At 51.5% G+C, this 23,063-nt stretch carries 17 protein-coding genes; 10 read left to right on the top strand and 7 right to left on the bottom strand.

The features are described from left to right. Window positions 1-196: 196 nt before the first annotated feature. From JT719_RS13820 to JT719_RS13835, 4 genes are all read left to right on the top strand, one after another. Window positions 197-949, top strand: a complete 753-nt coding sequence (locus JT719_RS13820) for an FkbM family methyltransferase (protein ID WP_207433912.1) — start codon at window positions 197-199, stop codon at window positions 947-949. After that, window positions 949-1,248 carry a DUF4834 family protein gene (locus JT719_RS13825; RefSeq protein ID WP_207433913.1) on the top strand — a complete coding sequence of 100 codons (300 nt, stop codon included), beginning with the start codon at window positions 949-951 and terminating at the stop codon, window positions 1,246-1,248. Before JT719_RS13820 ends, JT719_RS13825 begins: the two co-directional genes overlap by 1 nt. A 61-nt stretch (window positions 1,249-1,309) precedes the next feature. Continuing rightward, the gene (locus tag JT719_RS13830) at window positions 1,310-3,727 is read left to right on the top strand and encodes a YfhO family protein (RefSeq protein ID WP_207433914.1); all 2,418 of its coding nucleotides are present in this window, start codon (window positions 1,310-1,312) and stop codon (window positions 3,725-3,727) included. A gap of 83 nt (window positions 3,728-3,810) precedes the next feature. Continuing rightward, window positions 3,811-4,719, top strand: coding sequence for a 1-aminocyclopropane-1-carboxylate deaminase/D-cysteine desulfhydrase (locus JT719_RS13835; RefSeq protein ID WP_207433915.1), 909 nt, complete (start codon window positions 3,811-3,813; stop codon window positions 4,717-4,719). A gap of 5 nt (window positions 4,720-4,724) precedes the next feature. On the opposite strand, the gene JT719_RS13840 is transcribed toward JT719_RS13835, so the two are convergent. Beyond that, window positions 4,725-5,936 carry a hypothetical protein gene (locus JT719_RS13840; RefSeq protein ID WP_207433916.1) on the bottom strand — a complete coding sequence of 404 codons (1,212 nt, stop codon included), beginning with the start codon at window positions 5,934-5,936 and terminating at the stop codon, window positions 4,725-4,727. Then, on the bottom strand, window positions 5,926-7,059 hold the full coding sequence (locus JT719_RS13845; RefSeq protein WP_207433917.1) for a glycosyltransferase family 39 protein: 1,134 nt from the start codon (window positions 7,057-7,059) through the stop codon (window positions 5,926-5,928). Before JT719_RS13845 ends, JT719_RS13840 begins: the two co-directional genes overlap by 11 nt. 141 nt (window positions 7,060-7,200) lie before the next feature. On the opposite strand from JT719_RS13845, the gene JT719_RS13850 reads away from it, so the two are divergent. Then, window positions 7,201-7,839 carry a DUF4230 domain-containing protein gene (locus tag JT719_RS13850; protein ID WP_207433918.1) on the top strand — a complete coding sequence of 213 codons (639 nt, stop codon included), beginning with the start codon at window positions 7,201-7,203 and terminating at the stop codon, window positions 7,837-7,839. A 433-nt stretch (window positions 7,840-8,272) separates the two neighbouring features. Here the strand turns inward: JT719_RS13850 and JT719_RS13855 are convergent, their stop codons facing one another. Continuing rightward, window positions 8,273-8,821, bottom strand: coding sequence for a regulatory protein RecX (locus tag JT719_RS13855; protein ID WP_341350765.1), 549 nt, complete (start codon window positions 8,819-8,821; stop codon window positions 8,273-8,275). An 81-nt stretch (window positions 8,822-8,902) separates the two neighbouring features. Between JT719_RS13855 and JT719_RS25535 the strand changes: the two genes are divergently transcribed. The 5 genes from JT719_RS25535 to gloA2 all read left to right on the top strand — a co-directional run bounded on the left by JT719_RS25535 (window position 8,903) and on the right by gloA2 (window position 15,579). Beyond that, window positions 8,903-10,054: a helix-turn-helix domain-containing protein gene (locus tag JT719_RS25535; protein ID WP_207433919.1), complete on the top strand. Its 1,152-nt coding sequence runs from the start codon at window positions 8,903-8,905 to the stop codon at window positions 10,052-10,054. 106 nt (window positions 10,055-10,160) lie between these two features. Beyond that, the gene (locus tag JT719_RS13865; protein WP_207433920.1) at window positions 10,161-11,267 is read left to right on the top strand and encodes an alpha/beta fold hydrolase; all 1,107 of its coding nucleotides are present in this window, start codon (window positions 10,161-10,163) and stop codon (window positions 11,265-11,267) included. Window positions 11,268-11,442: 175 nt separating this feature from the next. Next, window positions 11,443-12,306 (top strand): DMT family transporter, encoded by an 864-nt coding sequence (locus JT719_RS13870; RefSeq protein ID WP_242693247.1) that lies wholly within the window; start codon window positions 11,443-11,445, stop codon window positions 12,304-12,306. A gap of 175 nt (window positions 12,307-12,481) precedes the next feature. Further along, window positions 12,482-15,124: a DUF5686 and carboxypeptidase regulatory-like domain-containing protein gene (locus JT719_RS13875; RefSeq protein ID WP_207433921.1), complete on the top strand. Its 2,643-nt coding sequence runs from the start codon at window positions 12,482-12,484 to the stop codon at window positions 15,122-15,124. 65 nt (window positions 15,125-15,189) lie between these two features. After that, window positions 15,190-15,579 (top strand): SMU1112c/YaeR family gloxylase I-like metalloprotein, encoded by a 390-nt coding sequence (gene gloA2 / locus JT719_RS13880; RefSeq protein WP_207433922.1) that lies wholly within the window; start codon window positions 15,190-15,192, stop codon window positions 15,577-15,579. A gap of 123 nt (window positions 15,580-15,702) precedes the next feature. Here the strand turns inward: gloA2 and JT719_RS13885 are convergent, their stop codons facing one another. The 4 genes from JT719_RS13885 to JT719_RS13900 all read right to left on the bottom strand — a co-directional run bounded on the left by JT719_RS13885 (window position 15,703) and on the right by JT719_RS13900 (window position 23,052). Then, window positions 15,703-16,164 (bottom strand): hypothetical protein, encoded by a 462-nt coding sequence (locus tag JT719_RS13885; RefSeq protein WP_207433923.1) that lies wholly within the window; start codon window positions 16,162-16,164, stop codon window positions 15,703-15,705. A 199-nt stretch (window positions 16,165-16,363) separates the two neighbouring features. Next, on the bottom strand, window positions 16,364-17,878 hold the full coding sequence (locus tag JT719_RS13890) for a RagB/SusD family nutrient uptake outer membrane protein (protein WP_207433924.1): 1,515 nt from the start codon (window positions 17,876-17,878) through the stop codon (window positions 16,364-16,366). Window positions 17,879-17,890: 12 nt separating this feature from the next. Continuing rightward, entirely contained in the window at window positions 17,891-20,959 is a 3,069-nt protein-coding gene (locus tag JT719_RS13895; protein ID WP_207433925.1) for a SusC/RagA family TonB-linked outer membrane protein, read from the bottom strand. Between the two features lie 764 nt (window positions 20,960-21,723). Beyond that, window positions 21,724-23,052, bottom strand: a complete 1,329-nt coding sequence (locus tag JT719_RS13900; protein ID WP_207433926.1) for a glycoside hydrolase family 2 TIM barrel-domain containing protein — start codon at window positions 23,050-23,052, stop codon at window positions 21,724-21,726. Window positions 23,053-23,063: the final 11 nt, after the last annotated feature.

The following is a 23,063-nucleotide window of genomic DNA, read 5'->3' on the forward strand; positions in this document are numbered from 1 at the left end:
AAACATAAATATTTTTATTGATTTACAAGCTTTTGCAAGTTGCCATACTGAGTAACTGGACAAAACTTCTCAATAGATGTTAGGTAGAGTGGACTAAAAGCAAAAATGTGTTTCTGTTTTTTTCGCCTCTTTTCCCCAAAACACATCCAAAACGCACCCCTTTGTTTTCTCCCCCCAGATTGCAGAACTTTACTGCGTGAAACTTCTCCGCAAATTATTAGTCAAGGCGCTCGGGTTTGAGGGCTATCTCAGGCTGGTCAGCCGGATGTACATCATCATGGTAGGCTCGGGCCGGGGCCGTGAAAAGTACCCAGAGCTGTTCTTCCTGCGCAAAATCATCCGTCCGGGGTTTACGTGTGTAGACATCGGCGCGAATCTGGGCTATTATTCCACGTTCCTGTCCAGACTGACCGGGCCTAACGGCAAAGTGCTGGCCGTGGAGCCGGTGCCACTGTTTGGCCGCATCTGGCGAGACAACGTGCGGGCCAGCGGCATTGACAACCTCATGCTGTTGCCCTACGCGCTGGGCGGCGAGAACACCACCATTGAAATGGGCACGCCGGTAAGAAACGGGCTGGTACACCACGGCATGACCAAAATCGCCAGCTCGGCCAAAGAGGAATACGCCCAGACCTACCAGGTAGAAATGCGGGTGCCAGACGAGTTATTCGCTGATCTGGACCGGCTGGACTTTATCAAGTGCGACGTAGAAGGCTATGAACACCAGGTGTTTGCCCACCTGCAGGAAACTATAAAACGCCACAAACCGTTGATTCAAACAGAGCTGAACGGCACAGAGAACCGCCGGGCAGTGGTAGAGATTTTAACCCGTTTAGGCTACTTCGTGTACACGTTACGCGGTGGTCATACGTTATCTCCCTGTAGCCCTCAGGAGATAGACCAATACCAAGGGGGCGATTTTTATTTCAAACCAAACCCCAACGCCTAGTGAAATTTATTTTGATCATGCTGGCGGTGATGTTTTTGATGCGGTTCTTAATGCCGTACATCATCCGCTTCTTACTCAAAACGTTCGTCCAGAAACAGATGCGCAAGGCTCAGGAATACGCAGCCTTTCAGGGGCAGCCGCACCAGCAGCAGCCGTATAACCAGCAATATCAGCAGCAGAGCCGCAGCCAGTCTTCTTCCGGAGGCTGTAAGGTACAGGTAGCCTACGTGCCCGAAGACAAGCGACCGCGTAAAGACTTCCCCGGCGGCGAGTACGTAGATTATGAAGAAGTGAAATAAACTGAGTATCTTTCAAGCCCGATGCCTTACGCATCGGGCTTTTTTATTGCAATCAAACCTCATGGCCTCTTCTAAACTAGATTTCAACCGCCAAGTGTTGCCGCACCTGCTGGTGCTTCTATTTTTCCTGCTGCTGGTAGTAGCCTATTTCTCTCCTATTTTCTTCGATGGCAAATCTCTGATGCAGCATGATGTGGTGCAGTTCCAGGGCGGCGCCAAAGAGATTGCCGACTACCGGGAGAAAACCGGTGAGGAAGCCCTCTGGACCAACTCTATGTTCAGCGGTATGCCAGCCTACCTCATCAGCGTCAAGTTCTCCGGTGATTTGTTCCAGTACGTGCACTCGCTCTTCACCGCCGGGTTGCCGTTGGTAGCCTCTAACATCTTCATCACGCTGCTGTGCGCCTACATCATGTTTGTGGTATTTGGCCTCCGGCCGATGCTGGCAGCCGTAGGAGCCATCGCGTACACCTTCGTGTCCTATAACTTCGCCATTCTGGAGGCCGGGCACAACACCAAGTCTCTGGCCATTGCCTATCTGCCCTTGGTGCTGGCAGGAATGTGGTACGCCTACCGCAAGAACCTCCTGATTGGGGCGGCGCTGTTCACCTTCGGGTTAACCATGCACATCCGCACCAATCACTTACAGATCACCTATTACCTGCTCATGATCGTGCTCATCTTCGGCATTGTGGAGCTGGTAAGCTGGGCTAAGGAAGGTAGAATAGCAGATTTCTTCAAGCGCACCGTGCTTCTGGCCATTGGCGCTGCCTTAGCGGCTGGCGTGAGTTTCGGGCGTATTTACACCACCGCGGAGTACGGCAAATATTCCATCAGGGGAGCTTCTGAATTGACCCAGGGCAAAGATGCCGCCGAGGTAGGAACCGGTCTGGACCGCGAATACGCTTTCCAGTGGAGCTACGGCGTGGGCGAGACCATGACCTTACTGGTGCCAAACTTCTACGGCGGAGCCTCGCAGGGGCCGTTGGAGAAAGACTCCGAGACCTACAAACAATTGGTGCAGGGCGGCGTGCCAGAATCACAGTTGCAGAACGCCACCATGCCATTCTACTGGGGAGATCAGTCGTTTGTGGGCGGTCCGGTGTACATGGGCGCCATTGTCTGCTTCCTGTTTGTGCTGGGCTTGCTGGTAACGCCACGCCGCCTCTGGATCTGGCTGCTGAGCGCGACTATTCTATCGTTTGTGTTAAGCTGGGGTAAGAACTTTGAGGCCTTCAACTACTTCATGTTTGATTACTTCCCGGGCTACAACAAGTTCAGGGCAGTAAGCATGGCCCTGGTGATTGCCCAGGTAACCATGACGCTGCTGGCCGTGCTGGCTTTGTGCCGCGTGATCCAGAACGAGCCGGTAGAAAACCTGCAGAAGAAAATCCTGTACGCGTTAGGTGCCACTGGCGGACTTTGCCTGCTGCTGGTGCTGCTGAGCGGTACCTTTGATTACGTAGGAGCAGTAGACGAGCAACTGGCGCAATACCAGTATCCAATAGAAGCCATCCGTGCCGATAGAGCCTCTATGCTCCGCGGTGATGCGCTACGGTCTCTGATCTTCATTGTACTGGCCGCCGGTACGCTGTACTTCTATACCGGAAAGAAAATGTCCTCGTTCATGGCTACTGCCGTGATTGGCCTTTTGATTCTGGTAGACCTCTGGACAGTAGACAAACGTTACCTCAACAACGACGATTTCCAGAAAGACTACAGCAAAACCTATTTCCAGCCAACCCGCGCCGACCAGATCATTCTGCAAGACAAAGAGCTGAGCTATCGGGTGTACAACGTGGCCAATCCGTTCAACGAGGCCCGTACGTCTTACTTCCACAAATCCATTGGCGGGTACCACGGAGCCAAGCTGCGCCGCTACCAGGATGTGATTGAGCAGCACATTGCCCAAGGCAACATTCAGGTCCTGAACATGCTCAACGCCAAATACGCCATCACGGGACAGGAGCAGAACCCAGTGCAGATCATTCCGGGGTACCTGGGCAATGGCTGGTACGTGGACGAAGTACGCACTGTGAACTCCCCAGACGAGGAACTGGCTGCCCTCAAAGGCATTGACGCCAAGCACGAAGCCATTGTGGACGTCTCCAAGTTCCCGAACGTGAAGCCGCAGCGGTACACTACCACCGGTTCCATCATCAAACTGATAGAGTACCAGCCTAACTACCTCAAGTACACGGCTGTGGTAGCGCAACCGGGCGTTGTGGTGTTCTCTGAGATCTACTACGAAGATGGCTGGCAAGCCTACTTGGACGGCAAACCAGTAGATCATTTCCGGGCCAACTACATCCTGCGTGCTATGAACATGCCGGCCGGTAACCACGTGGTGGAGTTCAAGTTTGAACCGAACGAGTACAGCCTGGGTAACACCGTGGCGTTGATCTCTTCCTTGCTGGTATTTGCCGGCGTGATCGGGGCCATTGCGTACGGCTTCCGCCGCAGACCAACAAACGTTTAGTTCACCTGAATTACAGCGCCCGTTTCTGGCTTGTTTTCTTAAAACAGGCTTGGAACGGGCGTTCTGCGTTATAAATACATTGTATGTCCGTTCTGCTTCAGCCCCTTTCAGATCCGCTGCTCACCCAAAAAGGAGTGACCTTGTCTGTGCTGCGTGAAGATTTGCTGCACCCTGGCATTCCGGGCAACAAGTGGCGGAAAATGAAATACAACCTGCAGGCGGCACAGGAGCAAGGCTGCAAGACATTGGTCACCTTCGGCGGAGCTTTCTCCAACCACATCGCCGCCGTGGCTGCCGCTGGGCAGGAGTTCGGGTTCGCCACCATCGGCTACATCCGGGGCGAAGAGACCTTGCCCTTGAACCCCACGCTGCAATTTGCCACCAACTGCGGTATGCAACTGCGCTATCTCTCCCGCTCAGACTACCGCCTCCGGAACGAGCCCCATTTCCAGGCCGAAATCCTGAAAATAGCCCCAAAACCGTACTTGCTCCCCGAAGGCGGCACCAACCCGCTGGCTGTAAAAGGCTGCACTGAGATTGTGACCGAGCTAACGGAGCGCTGGGATGTGTTGTGTGTAGCTGCCGGGACGGGTGGCACTTTGGCGGGGATCATCGCCGGAGCGTTGGGGAAAGGCCACATCCTCGGCTTCCCTGCGCTGAAAGGTGGGGAGTTCCTGCAAAAGGACGTGACGGATTTAGTACAAGCGTACAGTGGACAAACTTACCAGAACTGGGAACTGCAAACAGGCTACCACTTCGGCGGCTACGCCAAGCACAAATCGGAGCTACTTACGTTTATCCAAGATTTCCACGCGCAGCACGGCATTCTGCTTGACCCAGTCTATACCGGAAAAATGCTGTACGGCGTGTTTGACCTCATTAAGCAAGACTATTTTCTTGAGGGCACTAGGTTAATTGCCGTGCACACCGGCGGCCAACAAGGCTGGGTTGGCTACGCGCAACGGTACGGGCTGGATTGGCCAAAGTTATAGTCTACTCACTTGGTATTCACCTTGTCCTGGATGGGAAGTTTTGTTCCCCATAAGCATTTTATACCTAGTCCACTTAGGATAAAGATAAACGGCAGAATTGGTGCAGTAAAACGGCAGTCCCAATCTTCCACGGTAAACATTACCATAATAGTCTGTAAGCTTATTATGGTAAAAAGTGAAAGAATGATAGGCGAATTGAAATTTTGGCGCCATGCTTTGAAGGCCAGGTAGTAACATGGGTACACCGTGAAAAAAATAATCAGGTTATGTACTTTGGAAAAATGTGGTTTGGCGAATGCCAAGAAGGTGAAGCCCTTAGCTAGGGCTAGTTTGAGGCTAAAAAGTGGATTGTGCCAAAAAAATAAGAATAACTTCTGCAAAGCCGAGGAATTAGCAGGTGGCATTTCTAAAGTGGTAGGAGGAGTAAGGCGGTAGAAAAAAGAAGAACCAGGAGGCGTAAGATCAGAATAGTAGGTGCCGTAAATTACTTCGCCCCGAGCGTACGTCTCTACCAATGTGAAAGGACCTAATAGTTTATTAATAATACCTAAAAGTGCAATGCCTGTAATACTGGTGAGTAACAGAAGAGCACGGCGCTGGCGCAGTGTAGCCTGCCTGTAGTAAGAGCTAATGAAGTACACGGCGGCTGCTGCTACTATGATGAAGCCATTAGGCCTTATTGTGCAAGTGAAAAGCCATAGGGGTATGCTGAGCAATAGGTACATCCGTTTCTTTACCAAGACTAATGTGGCAAAGCAAAAAATGAAGGCGCTTGTAAAAATAGATTCTGTTAAAATATAAAAATTCCATTGGTGAATGTCCTGGCATGATGCCACTAAAAGAGCTACTACAAACGCACAAACCCTGTTGTTAGTCAAAACCAATGTTATGCGCTGCACCAAGAAAAGAGCCAGGCCAGAAAGGAGGATTTGAAACCCAACTATATACGAGAAGGGAAGATTAATTTTAAAGAACGCGGCCAAGATGGTGGTATACCCAGCATACCTTATATCCTGCCCCATGTCATAATAAAAGTGTTGGGCAATATTTTGTGCGTAAGGAATGTAGCGGAACTTGGCATCATTAGGAACCTGTACGCCAAATTTGTGATAAAGCAGTATTTGCAGTAGTCCCCAAACCACAAATGGGAGGAATGTTATACCTGCTATGCGAATACTCTGGGCAGAAGACCAAAAATGCAATTGACTATTTTGCACGTAACGATGAATTTATAACCTTAGAAAGGTATGAGCGAAACCCAATAGCCGCCAATAAAAATATCGGTGGCAAGACAGGGTATAGCCATCGGCCATCCCAATCTTCAATGGTGAGCATAGTAATTGCTAATTGGAGCAAGAACGGGATAAGCAGTAACCATTTCTGGGATTTTGTAAGATCAAATTGCCGCCAACCTATCCAAGCAAAATAGTACAGAGGCAGTAAGAACCCAACAATTAGAACATTGTGAACAAGAGTGTAATAGGGTTTGGCATGGATCAAAAAGAAGAAGCCTTTAAGTAAAGCTACCCCTAAAAAATAAAATGGGTTTTTAACTATGAACCATCCTAGTTCTTGCAGTCGTGAAGTGGAGACTGGGGGGATTTGGGGTTGGTGGTATTTATTGAGCAAAATATCATAATACCCGAATATGATGTCTCCCCGTTCATAGGTATGCATCAATCCAAAAGTGGGCAGCAGAAACCGATCTATCACCCAAATGAGCCCCCCGCAAGCTACCACGGTTAATGCTACCAATATCCATCTATCTAGATAGGCAAATGGTTTTTTCTCTAATAGAGTGTAAATGGCAAGAGTAATGGGTACCAAAAATCCATTAGGTCTTACCAACGTGGCCCAAGCTATCATTCCAAGATAGATAAACCACAGGAAGCGTTTTTTTTGTATTAAGGTAAAACCAAGACAGATGGTCGTTAAACTAATAAAAAGAGAATCTGTTAGGATATAGCAATTATAGGCTTGTAAGTCAGGATTCCAAAGAAACAAACCCGTAGCTATGGTGGCAGTCCAGTGATTATTCGTTAAGGTAGTTGCCGCCTTGTAAAGCATTACTCCCGCCAATCCTGAAATTGCGGCTTGTGCAAATATCACCCACTGAAATGATAAATCAAGTTTGAAGAAAGGAAACAAAAAAAATGGGTAACCTAGGTACCGCAGCACGTGTGGGTTAGTGATAGGTTTTTCTTGTACCAATTGAGTGGTAAATTCTATAAACCGATGACTATCATAGACAATTCTAACTCCAAAATAGTTATACAAAAAGGCCTGTAGTGCTAACCAACCTATAAACAGCACTCCCTTACAAACTAATTCTTTATTCATTTTACTCGAGCCAGACAACAAAGGTACAAATTCCCTCAAACTCGCTGTTTATTCCCTGGATGTTCAAAAGCATGTTAAAAACAGAAAAAGTAACTTTCGGAACAATTTTCGCTTATACTTAAAGAGAACAATCTTTGCTCAATGCGTCTACTCTTTTTGCTCCGTAAACTGATTCCTTGGGTTTTGCTTTTGATTGTGGCCGGTCTGGCGTGGCGCTACCTGCTCATACCGGTCAAGAATTTCTTGAACCCCCAAGAGGAACCGGCCGTGGAGGTGACGCACAACACCATCCTCACCAAGATTGAGGAGATGGGCAAACTGGAACTGGTGCGCTACAACTTCAAAGACGTGGTAGAATACAAGAAAGAGGTCTCCCGCTTTCTGCCCGATTCCAAAGTGGCCTTGATTGTAGGGGGCGAGGCGGTGGGCTGCATTGACCTGCAGAAACTACAGGAAAGCGATCTGCAGTTCATCGGGGATTCAGTGCTGCACGTGAGCTTGCCCGCGCCGGAGATCTGCTACTACCGCGTGGACCACACGCAATCCAAGGTTTTCAGTAAGGAGAACACCTATTTCCAGGACGCGGATCTGGTAGACGAAGGCTATAAGTATGCTGAGGAAAACGTGAAGCAGGCGGCTCTTAGCAGTGGAATCCTGAAACAGACCTCCGTGAATGCGGAGAAAATCCTGAAGCCGATGCTAGAAAATATGACCGGTCGTCGCGTCTACCTCATGCCCCGCGAAACCATGGCTGCCCCGCCGATAGAGAAGAAAAGATAGTTCCTTGTTTGATCAGCCGGTCAGATTAAAACAAACCAGGCAACCTAAACTTGTCTGGCGCGAGTTTGTAACTCATGCCTACGGATGGCGGGTAGTCTCCTGACTACCCTCGCTGCGAAAGCAGCGAAATGGGGTGCTGAGCAAAATAATTACCGGTTTTGCAAAGGAACTACAAAAGAAAGGCACGGAAGTAACTTCCGCGCCATAGTGCATCAGGAAGGAAGTGGTTCCCGGCGAGTCTGGAGACTCGCTACATCTGTAGTCACGAGACTGAAGTCTCGCGCCAGAAATGCTTAGGTGTTTTACCGCTTCTTTTCAGGGAAAAGGCCAAAAACGATTGATTCGCAAAACATCTTCACATCACCTCACTTCATTTTCCAAGCATTGTTTCAGAACAATAGCACATCAGCACATTAAGAAATTAGCACATCAATCAACCCAAGCCCAGTACCCGCCACGCGTCTTGGATAAGGTCCAGTTCATAACCTTTGCTTTGCAGGAAGTACTGGATTTTCTGCCGGCGGACCATGGGGTTGCGCTGGCCTTCTGTGGCGTTTTTCTTTTCCAGCAGGTGCAACAGATTGTTCCAATAGACATCCGGATCAATTTCCTGGAGGCCTTTGCGGATGCAGTAGTCAGAGAGGCCCTTGGCTTTGAGGCCTAGCTGGATTTTGCGGCGGCCCCAGCGCTTGAGGCCGTATTTGCCCCGCACGAAGGCTTGGGCGTAGCGTTCCTCGTCCAGCAGCTTTTCCTGGGTGAGGAGAATGACCAGTTCATCGGCTTCGTCCAGGTCCAGGCCGTAGTCCAACAGTTTGGCGCGTACCTCGTTCTGGGTGCGTTCCTGGTAGGCGCAGTACGCGGCAATCTTGGGCAGCGCTTCTTTTTTTGTGTAGACTTTCTTTTTCTTGGGCTGGAACACGGTGCGGTATACGTTGGTGGCTCTGAAAGAACAAAATTGAGGAGTTTTGGGTTTGCGCGCCACCTAAAAATACGAGGTGGAATTCTTCTTTTGGGAGCTGTGAAATTTGAAATTTGCTTATACTGGGTTTGTAAAAGCAAGCAAGTGGAGCATCTCTATCTAATCAGCGGAATTCTGGTCTTTTTTGCGGGCACCCTGCTGATCGGTAAGCCACGCAAGCAACGGCATGATGGCTGGCTAATCGCTTGGCTAAGCGTGATTTTGCTGCACTTGGTGGGATTTTACGTAGAGCAGCGGCAGCCTTTCCATTTCCTGCTGGAGCTGAGCAGTGCGGCGGTGTTGCTGCAGGGCGTGTTGCTCTGGTTTTACACCAAAGCCCTTACCGAACGCGACTTCAACCTGAGCTTCCGTCAAAGCTGGCATTTCCTTCCGTTTTTGCTGCACCTGGCCTTGGTGTTGCCCAGTGTCTGGCAAGGGTCGCTGGCGCCGCTTTCAGACACCTTACGGGGCGGGCTGACTCTGCTTAAATTGATCAGCGTGGGCGGTTACATGTGCCTTATTCTGGTGCAACTACGAAAGCTGAAACAGAATGAGCAGGAGTACTTTTCCTATCCCGTGCACCTGCAGTTGAACTGGCTCAAAGTGGTGGCCATTTGTATTCTGGCGATTGTATTGCTGGGTGGCGTGAGTCAATTTCTTTTCCATACCGGACAGCTGAGCTGGCTGACTGAGCGCGAAGACCTGGTGGTGAATGGCGTGGCGGCGGTGCTGGTGATTGGCATCACGTATTTCGGGTTCCGGCAGACGCTCATCTTCACGAATCATCCGGAGCCACGTCCTTCGTTCGAAAAGGGAAGCCAAGATTCCGGCGCTCCGGTGGTAGAAAATCCGGAGTCTCTGCTTCAGGGGAAATACCAGAAATCTGGGTTGCAGGCCGAAGCCAGTGAGGCATACTGGCGGCAGTTGCAGGCGCACATGCAAGCCCAAAAGCCGTTCCTGAATCCTGAGCTTACGCTGGCTCAGTTGGCCGCAGAAATGGGCGTGTCCCCGAACCAATTATCTCAGGTGATCAATGAGCAGGCGCGGCAGAACTTCGCTGATTTTGTGAACGGCTACCGGGTGCAGGAGGTAAAAGAACGCCTGACCAGGGGAGACCACGAGCGGTTTACGTTGCTGGCCCTGGCGTTGGAGGCTGGTTTCAACTCCAAAGCATCCTTCAACCGGGCCTTCAAGAAGTTCACGGGGCAAACTCCCTCAGAGTACGGCAAAACGCCTTTGGAACCGGCCGGCAAGTAGCAATGCAGCTCAAATCTTGGGTCAAATGAGTCGCATCCTACCCGTTGCGACGCTCCGTTGCAGGCTCTTCTCTATTCTTGCCTCGGTTTAACGAAATCGAAAGGCAATGAACTTTACTTTTCTTCGCCGGCGGATGCTGGCTTTGCGGCTCGTGCTGTTCTCTGTTTTGGGGCTGTTTTTCCTAAACGGCTGCGTTTCCACTGCGCCCATGCGCACCAGTGATGGTAAGCGGGCCCGGCAGGGAATCGCGGAGATGAGAACCGTGCCGCTGGGCAATTGGCCGCAGTGGCTGTTGATCAGGGGAGTGGATACGGTGCAGCAACCGGTGTTGCTTTTCCTGCACGGCGGACCGGGTGCCTCTGAAACGGCCATGCTCCGGAAGTACAACGCCGAACTTGAGCAGCATTTCACGGTGGTGTACTGGGACCAACGCGGCACGGCTAAATCATACAGCAAAGACATTCCAGAGGCCTCCATGAACCTAGCCCAGTTCCTTTCCGATGCCGATGAACTCACCGATTACCTCCGCCATCGGTTCAAACAAAACAAGATCTTTCTGGTGGGGCATTCCTGGGGCACCGTGCTGGGAATTGAACTGGTGAAGCGCCATCCCGAGAAGTACCACGCGTACCTGGGTGTAGGGCAGGTGGTGCATACGGCTGAAGGTGAGCGGCTTTCCTATGACTACACGCTGCAGCAGGCCAAAACCTTTAATCACGCCAAAGCCTTGCAGGAACTGGAAACGATAGGTCCGCCCGTGAACGGAAAGTACCAGCACCTGTGGGACGTGGTGAAGCAACGCAAATGGCTCCTGAAATTTGGGGGCGAGCGGGTAGCCAAGCGTCACTACCGGGACTTCATCTTCGATCTCTGGTTTTCCCGGGAATATACCCTGGGTGATCTCATCCGGTACGGCAAAGGCTCGGGGTTCTCGGCGTGGCACTTGGCCGAGGACGAGAAGAAAATCAATTTCCTGGAGCAGGCCCCTTCCTTGCAGGTGCCCGTGGTGTTTCTGGCCGGAAGAGCAGACTTCAACACGCCCTTCCCGTTGGTGCAGCAGTATTTCCAGCGGGTACAAACGCCCTACAAGAAATTTTATCCCTTTGAGCAATCGGCGCACTTTCTCATTTTCGAGGAACCCCAGCGGTTCAATCAGGTGGTGATCTCTGAGTTCAAGGCCATTCTGGAAGCAGCACAGCAAGAACCGGAATAGCTTGAACAAACAGCTTTCTGATCTGGGCTATGGCTCCTATTTCAATGCTGTTTTACCCAAAACAGCCCCAAAACAGAAGTTTTTGCGCCTGCCGATAAACCGTTATCTCTGAATCTGGTTAGCGATCTGGTAAAAAAGCCCGACCTTTGCGGCCTCATTTTTACCGCTTCCCGCCATGACCAAGGGTGTTCAGTTCATGCTGCTTTCCACGTTCTTTTTTGCGCTCATGAACGTGTGCGTCAAGTTTCTGTCGCATTTGCCGCCTATGGAAGTGGTGCTGTTCCGGTCCATCATCTCCCTGATGCTGAGTTATGCCATGATCCGGCGGGCGAAGGTCTCGCCGTGGGGTAACCGGAAGCCGGTTCTGGTGCTGCGCGGGTTGGCGGGCGGTTTTTCATTGCTGATGTTTTACACCACGCTGCAGAACATTCCGCTGGCCGGGGCGGTGACCATTCAGTACCTGGCGCCTATTTTCACAGCCTTGCTGGGCGTATTTATTGCCAAAGAGAAAGTGGCGCCGTGGCAGTGGGTGTTCTTCCTGGTTTCGTTCTCGGGCGTGCTGGTGATTGAAGGCGTGGATACGCGCATCTCGCTGTATTACCTGCTCATCGGTATTGGGAGTGCGTTTCTGTCGGGGGTGGCGTATAATTCCGTGAGAAAACTGAGCGAGACGGAGCATCCGCTGGTCATCGTCTTTTACTTTCCGTTGGTGTCACTGCCGCTGTCACTCATTTTCTGCTTTTTTGATTGGGTGCCGGTGCGCGGACTGGACTGGCTGTGGCTGTGCCTCACCGGCATTCTGACGCAGTTGGGCCAGTACTTCATGACACGTTCGTACCAGGTGGAGAAACTGGCGCGCGTGGCCAACCTCAACTACATCGGGATCCTGTACGCGCTGGGTTTGGGGTTTGTGTTCTTCGGGGAAACTTTCCATCTGTACTCGTATCTGGGCATCGCGCTGGTGCTGTTGGGGGTAGTGCTGAACATGCAGTACAGCAGGAAGTTGCAGAAACAAGAGGCGGCGCAGGCAACCTCCTGAGCGTTTTAGGTATCATTAAGGGAAAACAGGCCGAAAATGGCTTTCGGTTTTTGGCTGAGCAATGCTTCTTCGCTTACTTGTAAAAGTTACTTTCTGGCTTATTCCTTCGTATTTGGGTCAGAACCTTATGTGAGAACTGGGCCTGAGTTCGTTACCTAGCAAAACCCCTTTGTGTATGTTTTCTCGCTTGCCTTTCCTGAGTTCTTCCAGACACAACGTTGCTTTGCTGGTTTTCGGGCTCTGCTTTTTGCTGGCGAGTTGGGCCGAGGCGGGCACTCTGAAAGGCAGGGTGACGAACGAGAAAAACGAAGGGCTGGCCTTCGCGACGGTGTATCTGCAGGGCTCCACTACGGGGTCTACCACCAATGAGCACGGCGATTACCAGTTCACCGTGGAGCCGGGCAAGTACACGGTGGTGTTCCAGTACGTGGGCTACAAAAGCCAGACCCGTGAAATTGAGGTCCCTGAAGAGGAGAAACCTACGCCCCTGGTGCTGAACGTGCAACTGCAGCCCGATGTCTACAACCTCAACGAGGTGCGCGTGAGCCTCAGCGGCAAAGACCCGGCCTACGGCATCATGCAGCAGGTCATTGCCAAGCGCGAGTACCATTTAAAGGAAGTGCAGGCCTACACCGCCCAGGTGTACGTGAAAGGCTTGCAGCGCCTCATTGACATGCCCAAACGTTTGCTGGGCATCATCAAAGTGCCCGCCGGGCTGAAACCGGGCATTCTGTACCTGTCAGAATCAGTATCGGAGTTGAGTTTTATGCAGCCCGGTAAGTACCGCGAGCGGATGATCTCCTCCAAAGTGAGCGGCAGTAGCCGGGCGTTCAGCTATAACCAGGCCTCGGAGTTCAATGTGAATTTTTACCAGAACCTGCTCAAGGCCAAAGGCGTGAACGAGCGCGGGTTTGTCTCGCCGCTGGCCAACAACGCCATGTTCTTTTACAACTACGAGCTGGTGGGCAGCAGTCAGAACAACGGGCGGTTGGTGCACCGCATCAGAGTCATTCCCAAGCGCAAGACGGACCCCGTGGTGGCGGGCCATTTATACATTGTGGACGGATCCTGGCGCTTGCACAGCCTCAACCTGTACGTGACCAAAGACCAGCAGATTGAGTTTGTGGACACGTTGCGCATCACGCAGCAGTTCATGCCAGTAGCGGGCAACGTGTGGGTGCTGCAATCGCAGAAATTCACGTTTGATGTAAAAGGCTACGGCTTCAGGGGTAACGGCTATTTTATGGCTGTTTACAGCAAATACCGCGTAAAACCGGCCTCGTTTGTGAAACCGGAACCTGCACCGGCGGCGGCCCCGGAAACAGCTCCCGCTCAAGTTGTGAGTCCGCCGGTAGTAGCGGCAGCCCCATCGCCCAAACTGAGCCGGAAAGAGCGGAAAGCCCTTCGGGATAACCCGCCGGCCAACGGCGTACCCGATGCCGAGTACTTCAAGAAAAAAGAGGTGCTGCTGATTGAGAAATCTGCCAACACCCGCGACAGTTCGTATTGGGCCGAGATGCGGCCCGTGCCCCTCACTGAGGAAGAGGTGGCTGATTACCATACCAAAGACAGCTTGCAGGTCATCAAGGAGTCCAAGCCTTACAAAGACTCTCTGGACCGGAAGAACAATAAATTCAGCGCCTCAGATCTGCTGCTCTCGGGGTACTCGTACCAGAATTCGTTTGAGCGCACGTCGTTCAGCATTGAGCCCGTTACGCGCATCTGGCAGTACAACACCGTGGAAGGTTTGGTGGCGAACCTGGAGATAGAGTACACCAAGCGCTTTGAGGACCGCCGCCGCTACACCATCGCGCCCACGCTTCGCTACGGGTTCAGCAACGAAAAACCCCAGGCCAAACTCGCGGCCTCGTTCCAGTACGATATGGTGAACCGCCGCTCGGCGGGTTTTGAGGGCGGGCGCTTTGTGAACCAGCTCAACGAGGCCGAGCCCATTACGCCGTTTGTGAACACCGTCTACACGCTGCTGTTTAAGGAGAATTACGCGAAACTGTACCAGAAAAGCTACCTGCGGCTGTGGCACAACCGCGAACTGGTGAACGGCCTCTCCGCAACGTTCCAGGCCGAGTACGCCCAGCGCGAGATGCTCTTCAACACCACCGATTACGTAGTGCGGGACCGAGCCTCTAGGGAATTCACGCCCAACGACCCGTACAACGCCGAGGTAGGCAGCACCGTTTTCCCCCGCCACCAGGCGCTCACGGCGGTTCTCCGGCTGACGTACCGGCCGGGCGCCGAGTACATTTCTCACCCGGACCGGAAAATCAACCTCGGGTCCAAATGGCCGCTTTTCAATCTCACCTACCGCAAAGGCATCTCCGGGGTGCTGGGCAGCGACGTGGACTATGATTTCGTTTCTTTTGGCGTGAGCGATGACCTGAGTCTGGGCTTGCTGGGCACCAGCAGCTACTCGGCCAGCGTGGGCACGTTCTGGCGGAAAAACCAGCTGTACTTCATGGATTTCCGGCATTTCTCGGGTAACCGCACCATCCTGTCCGGCGATTTCAGCGGGTTCCAGTTGCTGGATTATTACCGCTACAGTACCCAGAAAACGTACGTGGAGGCGCACTACAGCCACCATTTCAACGGCTTTATCCTGAACAAGCTGCCGCTCATCCGTAAGCTGAAGTGGCAGGAAGTGGGCAGCGTGAACTACCTGCACACCGCTGCCGCCGGGCATTACCTGGAGCTAGGTGTGGGACTGGAGCACCTGTTCAAAGTCTTCCGGGTAGATTTTGTGACCGGATTCCAGCAGCGCGAGAAAGTGAGCTCCGGCATCCGGATCGGGTACGGGTTTTAAGGCATCGGGCGATATAGAGCTTTGTCCCGCCTTTCTTTGGCCGAGGCAATGCGTACCTTTGCCCCATGATCCAGTTGAAAAGCATCCACCACATTGCCGTGATCTGCACAGATTACGCAGTTTCCAAGGCCTTTTACACCCAGGTGCTGGGTCTTAGCCTGCAGCAGGAAATCTACCGCGCCGAGCGGAATTCCTACAAGGCAGACCTGGCGCTAAACGGTCAGTACGTGCTGGAATTATTCTCTTTCCCCGATGTACCCGCCCGTTTGTCTTACCCCGAGGCGGCCGGTCTGCGGCACCTGGCTTTTGAAGTAAACAACGTGGAAGAAGCCCGACAAGGCTTGCTGGACCATGGGGTGGACGTTCAGGAGATAAGGGTGGATGAGCACACGGGCAAACGCTTCTGCTTTTTCGCGGACCCGGACAATCTGCCTTTGGAATTGTACGAGCGGTAGGCTCTCCGTTTCAAGACTGTTTTCTGGGAATTGGCTTCAAAACAGAGACTACGCTGCGCCAGAAAAGTGAAGCCCGCAGCTTTTGCCACGGGCTCACCCATTCAAAACAACCCTCAAAAAAATCTATAATGCAGTGACGGAGATCTTAGCCGTTTTCTCTGCCGGGTTAGGGTCAGAGGTATTGGGGTACGGCTGCACCTCGGTTAAAATCAAGCGGTAGGTTTTGCTGCCCAAGGCTACGTTTACGGTGTCGGCGCTGCGCACACCACGGTTCTCAGGGGCTGTCAAGGCATCGCCCAGGTAAAGGATTTTAGTGGCATTATTGCCCTGGGCATCTTTCACCTGTACCTGCGTAATCACAGAGCCCTGCCGGATGCACATCGCGTTCATGGGGCAGCGGCTGTCCTCGGCTTTCTGCAGGGTAAGCGTAAGACCTTGCGTAGTGGCCGGTTTCTGGAGGGCTAATGTTAGCGCCTCAGTCTGCTGCTGGTTGGCAGAGGTCTGTTGCTCTGTGGAAGTAAAATTCTCGGTATGCTCACAGCCCATCAGGAGAAGGCCTGCCATTGCCAGGTAACTGCTTTTCATAAATGCGAAGGGCGTTTCTTTGCCCATTTATCTAGAAGAGCCAGAAAACAGAAGGATGGTTGCATATCTGGTGAAATAATTGTGCTTAGGGAAAACTTCCTGGTTTGGCGTCATTGATTGGCAGATAGTTCTCCTAAAGAAAAAGGGCCCGCCAAAAAAATGACGGGCCCTTTTTCTTTAGGAGAACTTACAAAGCTTCTTAGTAGCCATTGTTCTGCGATAGACCAGCGGTTCTGATGTCCTCACCCGGAATAGGCAGAAGGTTGTGCGTGCCTTCCACGTAGCCTAATGGGCCGAGTTCCTGGTCGGCTAATCCCCAGCGTACCAGATCCAGGTAGCGGAAGCCTTCAAACGCAAGTTCCAGTTGTCTTTCCCGCACAATGGCATCAAACAAGGCAGATCCGCTTGGGGTAATAGGGTCTAACTCAGATCTCTCTCTTACCATGTTCAGGTATTCCTGTGCTTTGCCTTCGTTGCCGGCCCGGTAGTGGGCTTCGGCGGCCATCAGGAGAACGTCTGCATAGCGGATCATGCGCCAGTTGGTGCCGTAGTTCAATTCATTCACCGGACCTGCCGTTTGCGTGCTGAACGTACCATAGCGTCTCTGGAAGTAGCCTTCGTAGTCATAGGCGTTGGTAGTGGTCCAGTTGCCGCCCATGGCTTTCAGTTCTGCCTCAGACATAATGGTGGCACGTTTTCTCTCCACATCGCCGGCAGCGGTAAAGGCCTGGAATAATTTGGCTTTAGGAGAGTTGAAGCCCCAGCCGCCAATCAAAGAGTCTGAAGGCGCTTTCACGTAGAAGTCGCTTCTTGGCCCCATTAACTGGAGGTGAATGTTGCTTTCAGGTTGTCCGCCCCAGGGGAAGTTGCCCCAGTCATAGCTTTGGGTTTCTATGTAAGAGATTTCAAACAAAGACTCTTTGCCAAACTCCCCGGATTTGGAGAATACCTTACCCACAGACTCTTCTAGTTGATATTGGTTAGAAGTGATCACCGCCTCGAACTGAGTAACAGCGTCTGCCCATTTCTGCTGATAGAGTAAGGCCTTGCCAAGTAAAGCCTGCGCCGATCCTTTGGATACTCTGAACCGGTCGGCGCCTGAGTAGACACTTTTTAGAGGCAGGTCTGCAATGGCTTCCTGTAAGTCTTTTTGAATCAGGGCATATACATCGGCTTTGCTGGCTCTGCCAGTGCTGGTCCATTGCTCTATCGGGATATCATCGGTTACCAAAGGAACATCGCCCCAGAGGGAAACCAGTTCAAAGTAGTTGAAGGCCCTGAGGAATTTGGCCTCGGCAATGAGTCTCTTGCGCAACTCTGTCTCCGGCTGAACATTGTTGATCACCTTGTTGGCCCGGTAGATAGCGGCATAGGTTAAGCGCCAGCCCCATTTCACGGCATCGTTCTCGCTGTCAAAGTTGAAATCGTCCAGGGTCTGGTAAGCGGGTTGGTCACCGGGTCCACTGCCTGAGGCGTTGCTTTCATCTGACGGCATGGTCTTCACCATGTAAATACTGCTCCAGGCGGTGTTGTAGTGCGCCTGCATGATGTCATAGATGGCAGTAGTGGCCTGGAGAGCATCTTCATCTGTTGCGTAAAACTCTTCCACGGGGAGCTTGCCGGGTATCTCCTGCTCCAGGAAATCATTACAGCCCGCCGTCATGGTCATCAGGGCTAAGCTGAATGCTGCAATTTTTATATAATTCTTCTTCATGGATTCTGTTACTTAAAAGTTAAAGTTTAAACCAAACATGGCTATTCTTGGAACCGGATAGGTACCACGGTCAATACCTAAGCTGTTGACATTGTTGCTGCCTGCTTCTGGGTCCAAACCAGGATAGTCTGTGAAAGTAAAGTAGTTGTCAAGCGACACGTACACTCTGGCGTTTCTCACCTTTATTCTGCTGGTAAGAGTGTTAGGAAGGGTATAGCCTAGTTGTAACTGGCGTATGCGGGCATAAGATCCGTCAAACACCATCAGGTCACTGTTGTAGATGTAAACGCTGGTGGTATTGGGAGCAAACCAGCTGTTGGTGCTTCCTTCGCCGGTCCAGCGGTCCTCGAAGAAGAAGGCTGGTTTGTTGGCAGTAGGGCGGTCGGTACGGCTGAAGCCCATCAGGATGTCGTTGCCAAGTTGTCCCTGCACAAAGGCCAATAAGTCAAATCCTTTGTAAGCCAGGTTCACGCGGGCCCCGAATATTACGTCTGGGTGTGGGTTGCCTATCATGGTTTGGTCAGCGGGTGAAATACGCTCATCGCCGTTCACGTCTACCACAATGGGGTCACCTGGTTTAGGGTTGTAACCGGTGATGCCAGTGGAGTTTAAGTAAGCGCTGATTTGTTCCTGGCTCTGGAAGATGCCGTCTGTCTTATAGCCTCTGAAATGCCAGATAGGAAGTCCTTCTTTGAAAACAGTCGCATTCCAGCCCGTTCCCACGCTGGCACCAAGGATTTCGTTCACGTCCGGATCCAGGTACGTCACCTTGTTTTTGATGGTAGTGATGTTCCCTGAGATCTCATACTGGAACGCTTTGGCGGCATCGTTGCGGTAGCCTAATTCAAACTCCCAGCCTTTGTTCTGCACATCTCCGCCATTCACGAAGGGCAGGGCAGCTCCCACAAAGCCTGGCGCTACGCCTGGGGTAAGAAGGTCTTTGGTCTTTTTATCGAAATAATCTGCCGTGAAAGTCAATCTATTGTTGAACAAGGCCACGTCAATACCAAAGTCTAACTGCTCGCTTGTCTCCCAGGTAAGGTCTGGGTTTGGTAAGTTAGTAGGTGCGGCGCCCACCAGGTAGTTGCCAGAAGCATCTGGGTATCGGCCGATAACAGATACGGCGGAAAACCATTGGCCAATCGGAACACTGGAAAGCGAACCGTTTTGCCCCCAGCTGGCACGCAGTTTCAAGTGGTTGATGCTGGTTTCAGGGAAGAAATCCTCGTTAGAAACAACCCAGCCCAACGACAGGGAAGGGAAGGTTCCCCAGGCTTTGTCTGGAGCGAATAAGGAAGAACCGTCTCTTCTTACGGTGGCATTTAACAGGTACTTGCCGGCGTAGTCATAAGACAACCTGCCGTAGTAAGAAGCCAGGGTGCTGGTGGAGGCGTTGCTGCCTATTCTGTCAAGCGCATCTGGGGTGGTATCTGCATAGGAGAATGTTTCTCTTTCTTTGAAAAGGCCTGAGTAGCTGCCTCCAATGTAATTCCACATCCGTTTTACGGCAGAGGTACCTGCCAGCAACGTAAAGCCATGGTTCCCGATGGTTTTCTGGTAAGTAGCAAAGTTTTCCCACTGCCAGGTAAACCAGTTGTTCTGCGAGTCTGAGGCATTAGCTACGGTGTTTTGACTTTCGCTGGAGAACCAGAACCGGGGAGTCCAGCCGTGTTGCCGCTGGAACGCTCCGTCAATGCCAAAGCGGGTGGTGAATCTCAAGCCCTGCAGAATGTCTATGTCGGCATAGACGTTACCTACCACTTTGTTTTGGTTGGTATAGCCTCTGGCTAAGGAAATTCTGGCTAGTGGGTTCCCGTATTCTCCTCTGATAAAGTTAGAGATGCCGTAGTAGTTGCCGTTCTCATCGCGCACCAGGGGCTGGCCTGCGGTAATGGCGCTTTGCACGTGTGCCGGAAGCGGGCCATTGTAGATAACAGGCGTTAATGGGTCCAGGGAAAGGGCACTGCTGATCAAGCCGCCAAATTCGTCGTTTTCGGCAAGGGCTCTCCGGGTGAAATGAGAATAAGAGAACCTTTCCCCAATGTTTAACCAGTCTTTGATTTTGTGGTCTGAGTTGATACGTACAGTGTAGCGGTCAAATTTGGCTTTATCGCCGCCCATGACACCTTCCTGCGTAAAGAAGTTACCGTTCACCAAAAAGCTTGATTTCTCTGTGCCGCCGCTAAAGCTGAGCGAGTGGCGTTGCTGTGGCGCAGATTCGAAAGTCTCTTCAAACCAGTTCGTGCCTTCGCCTACTGCTGCTGCCTCTGCTGCGGTGGGTCTGCCGGGAGAATTGGCTGCTTCCAGGTATTGCTGGTACTGCTGCGCATTCATCATAGGCATCAGGTCACCTACCGATTGGATTCCGTACTGGAAACCGTAGCTGAATTCTGAAGTATTGGTTTTGCCGGTTTTGGTGGTGATGATGACCACCCCGTTAGCACCTTCTGCTCCGTAGATGGCCGCAGAGGCGGCATCTTTCAGCACTTCAATAGAAGCGATCTCTGAAGGGTCCAGGTATTCAATGCCGCCTGCCCGTACTCCGTCTACAATGTAAAGCGGTTCTGATGAGGCATTTGAACCGGTACCTCTTACCCGTACCCGCATACCGCTGCCCGGGGAACCCGAGGCTGGTAATACGGTTACCCCGGCGGTACGGCCTTGCAGGGCTTGCTCTACCCGGCTAGATGAAACGGTGGCAATTTCTTCGGCTTTCACAGAAGAAATTGCACCTGTCACCAGGCTTTTCTGTTGGGTACCGTACCCAACCACCACTACTTCTTCTAAAGCCTGCTGATCTTCTTGCAACGTGATATTAATGGTGGTTCTGCCATTGATAGGTACCTCCTGGTTTGTATATCCAATATAGCTTACCACTAAGGTGGTGGCAGTGGCAGGGGCTTGCAATTGGTATCTGCCTTCCACATCTGTTGTAGCACCCGCTGTAGTTCCTTTTGCTACCACACTTACACCTGGCAGCGGCTCTCCACCCCGACCGGTAACCCGGCCACTAATTGAGGTCTGAGCAAGTGCCACCCCACATAAATGGAGTAGCAGAAAGAGGAGTAAATAATTCTTCATAAATGTAGTTTTGTTAAAAAGGATCTGATTTCTATATCGAAATATATGTATTTGATAAAATCTTAACCCTTCTTTAACTACATCATCAATACATCAGCCTGTTTTAGGGATACATCAGTAATACATCAATCTGGGGAAAAACGCCTTCTGTGAGCTAATAGGCCATATTTTGAATAATTATGCCATTAAAATTTTTTTCTGATAAATTTCGAGGCGTTTTTAAGTGTTTAAATGACATATTTTCAAATTTGAAAGCTAATAGATCTCTTCTGTTTTATACTTTTTTCTATATGACTGCTTCTTTGTTGTAGTCAGCCAGAGTAAGGAGGGACAATACATCATCAGGGCTTCGGGGGAAGAAGTTTGCTCCTAAAGCCTGAATTTCAGTGCTGAATCAAGGAGTTTGCCTGGGAGAATAGGGTTTTAGGTTAGATTGTGGCAGGAATATCGGTAAATCATGTAAGTTGTTGGTTGCTTTTTCAGCTTAAGGGTAGCAGCAAGGCTAATATTATTATCTGAAGAATGTCCCATTATTTTAGGTAAAAAGGGTCAACAAAGTGGTGTGAGCCGCTTTTTTCAGGTTTAAAATGGCATTCTGAGGCTGTTAGAAATGGCCTTAACAAATGGTCCTCTGCCCAATAACAAAAGAGCCCCGTGTTTTGAGGCTGTTTCTATGAAAACAGACCCAAAACACGGGGCTCTTTTGTTAACTGTCTTTCTGTTTCTGAGTTGCTTTTGGTAAAGCAGGGCTAAAACCCAGTCTGTTATCGCTTTACATAGAAAGGAGCATTGGCCGTGGCTACGTTGTTTTTGCCATCATAAGCATAGACAAACAAGCGGTAAGCACCTTCTTTTTCCGGGGCTTTGAGCTGTGCCTGACCCTTGCCTTGGTCTTGTACCAGCCCAGAGATAGCGCCAGGTCTGCTTTCGGCATCGCCACCTTCTTTGAGGTCGGTGCTTTCGGGAAGCAATTCCCAGCGGTAGGTGAGCGCATCCTGGTCCGGATCGGTTACCTGGGTCTGAATGGTGTAGTTCTGATTGGGCTTGAGGTAGATGTTGTCAGTGGCTTTTTTGCCGTTCAGGTGCAGGTAGCTTAGGTGCGGAGCGCGGTTTTGGGGCCATGATCCGGTCCAGAGGTATTGCATGACGTCTACTACCTCAGATTCCTCGCCCTGCTCGGTGAAAAGGCCGTACCAAGTGGGGGTTCTTTCCTGCTTCTGGCCCCACAGGAAAACATAGGACCCCAGGCACCGCTCAGTGTCTTGCTGCATGGTGACCTCGTAGCGGCTACGGTATACCTTGGCTTTCTCAGAACTGGTTTCTTCCACCGAGGCCTTCCAGGGAGTTTGCGGACCTTCCCAGTGACCAGTAGGACCCCATTCCGTGATCATGTAGGCGCCTTCCCAGCCGAAATCCCGAACGCGTTTAGGAATGGAAGGTAAATCGCCGTAGGCATTGATAGAAAGGAAATCCACCTCCGGGGCTTGCGCTTTGATGTAGTCCACTTCCTTTTTGTTGAGCCCGGCCAGCATGGTGCTGGTGGGGTGGTTGGGGTCTACCTCATGGATCATCTTGGCGATGTCATTCACAGCATCCCACACCTTGGGATTGGAATAACTCAGGTTCAGTTCATTGCCAATGCCCCAAACCAGCAGAGCCGGATGGTCTTTGTATTTCAGCACTTCTTCGCGCAGTTTAGCCAGTTGTTGGGCAACGGCCTCGGGGTTATTGTAGTCAAAACCGTGCCGCTCCCGGGCCACGTCTAAGCCCATGGTTACGGTCAAGCCTCGTTTGTGAGCCTCGTCCAAAACTTGTTGGGCATTATGGGTGCTCCAGGTCCGGATGGAATTGCCGCCGTAAGCCGCCAGTTGATCCAGGTAACGGCTGCCGCCCGCCCCTTTGATAAAGTAAGGCTGTCCGCCTCTGTATAAACGGTAGTGTCCGTTCTCTTTTCTAACTTCTACTTTGATGGCTCGGGACGATGCTTCGGCGGTGGAAGCGGTTTGAGAGGCCGGCGTGGTATGCTGGGAGCAGGAGAGAGGCAAAGTCGCTAAAGAACAATAGAGCAGACTACGATACAGAGATGCTTTCATGGTATAGGAAA

It is taken from the genome of Sabulibacter ruber, assembly GCF_017355955.1.
In the GTDB taxonomy this organism is placed as follows: domain Bacteria; phylum Bacteroidota; class Bacteroidia; order Cytophagales; family Hymenobacteraceae; genus Nibribacter; species Nibribacter ruber_A.

Coding starts and splice junctions, on each gene's coding strand:
- JT719_RS13890 (WP_207433924.1), bottom strand. CDS start 17,878: ATGAAGAAGAATTATATAAAAATTGCAGCATTCAGCTTAGCCCTGATG.
- JT719_RS13835 (WP_207433915.1), top strand. CDS start 3,811: ATGTCCGTTCTGCTTCAGCCCCTTTCAGATCCGCTGCTCACCCAAAAA.
- JT719_RS13870 (WP_242693247.1), top strand. CDS start 11,443: ATGACCAAGGGTGTTCAGTTCATGCTGCTTTCCACGTTCTTTTTTGCG.
- JT719_RS13865 (WP_207433920.1), top strand. CDS start 10,161: ATGAACTTTACTTTTCTTCGCCGGCGGATGCTGGCTTTGCGGCTCGTG.
- JT719_RS13885 (WP_207433923.1), bottom strand. CDS start 16,164: ATGAAAAGCAGTTACCTGGCAATGGCAGGCCTTCTCCTGATGGGCTGT.
- JT719_RS13845 (WP_207433917.1), bottom strand. CDS start 7,059: ATGAATAAAGAATTAGTTTGTAAGGGAGTGCTGTTTATAGGTTGGTTA.
- JT719_RS13875 (WP_207433921.1), top strand. CDS start 12,482: ATGTTTTCTCGCTTGCCTTTCCTGAGTTCTTCCAGACACAACGTTGCT.
- JT719_RS13900 (WP_207433926.1), bottom strand. CDS start 23,052: ATGAAAGCATCTCTGTATCGTAGTCTGCTCTATTGTTCTTTAGCGACT.
- JT719_RS13830 (WP_207433914.1), top strand. CDS start 1,310: ATGGCCTCTTCTAAACTAGATTTCAACCGCCAAGTGTTGCCGCACCTG.
- JT719_RS13895 (WP_207433925.1), bottom strand. CDS start 20,959: ATGAAGAATTATTTACTCCTCTTTCTGCTACTCCATTTATGTGGGGTG.
- JT719_RS13850 (WP_207433918.1), top strand. CDS start 7,201: ATGCGTCTACTCTTTTTGCTCCGTAAACTGATTCCTTGGGTTTTGCTT.
- gloA2 (WP_207433922.1), top strand. CDS start 15,190: ATGATCCAGTTGAAAAGCATCCACCACATTGCCGTGATCTGCACAGAT.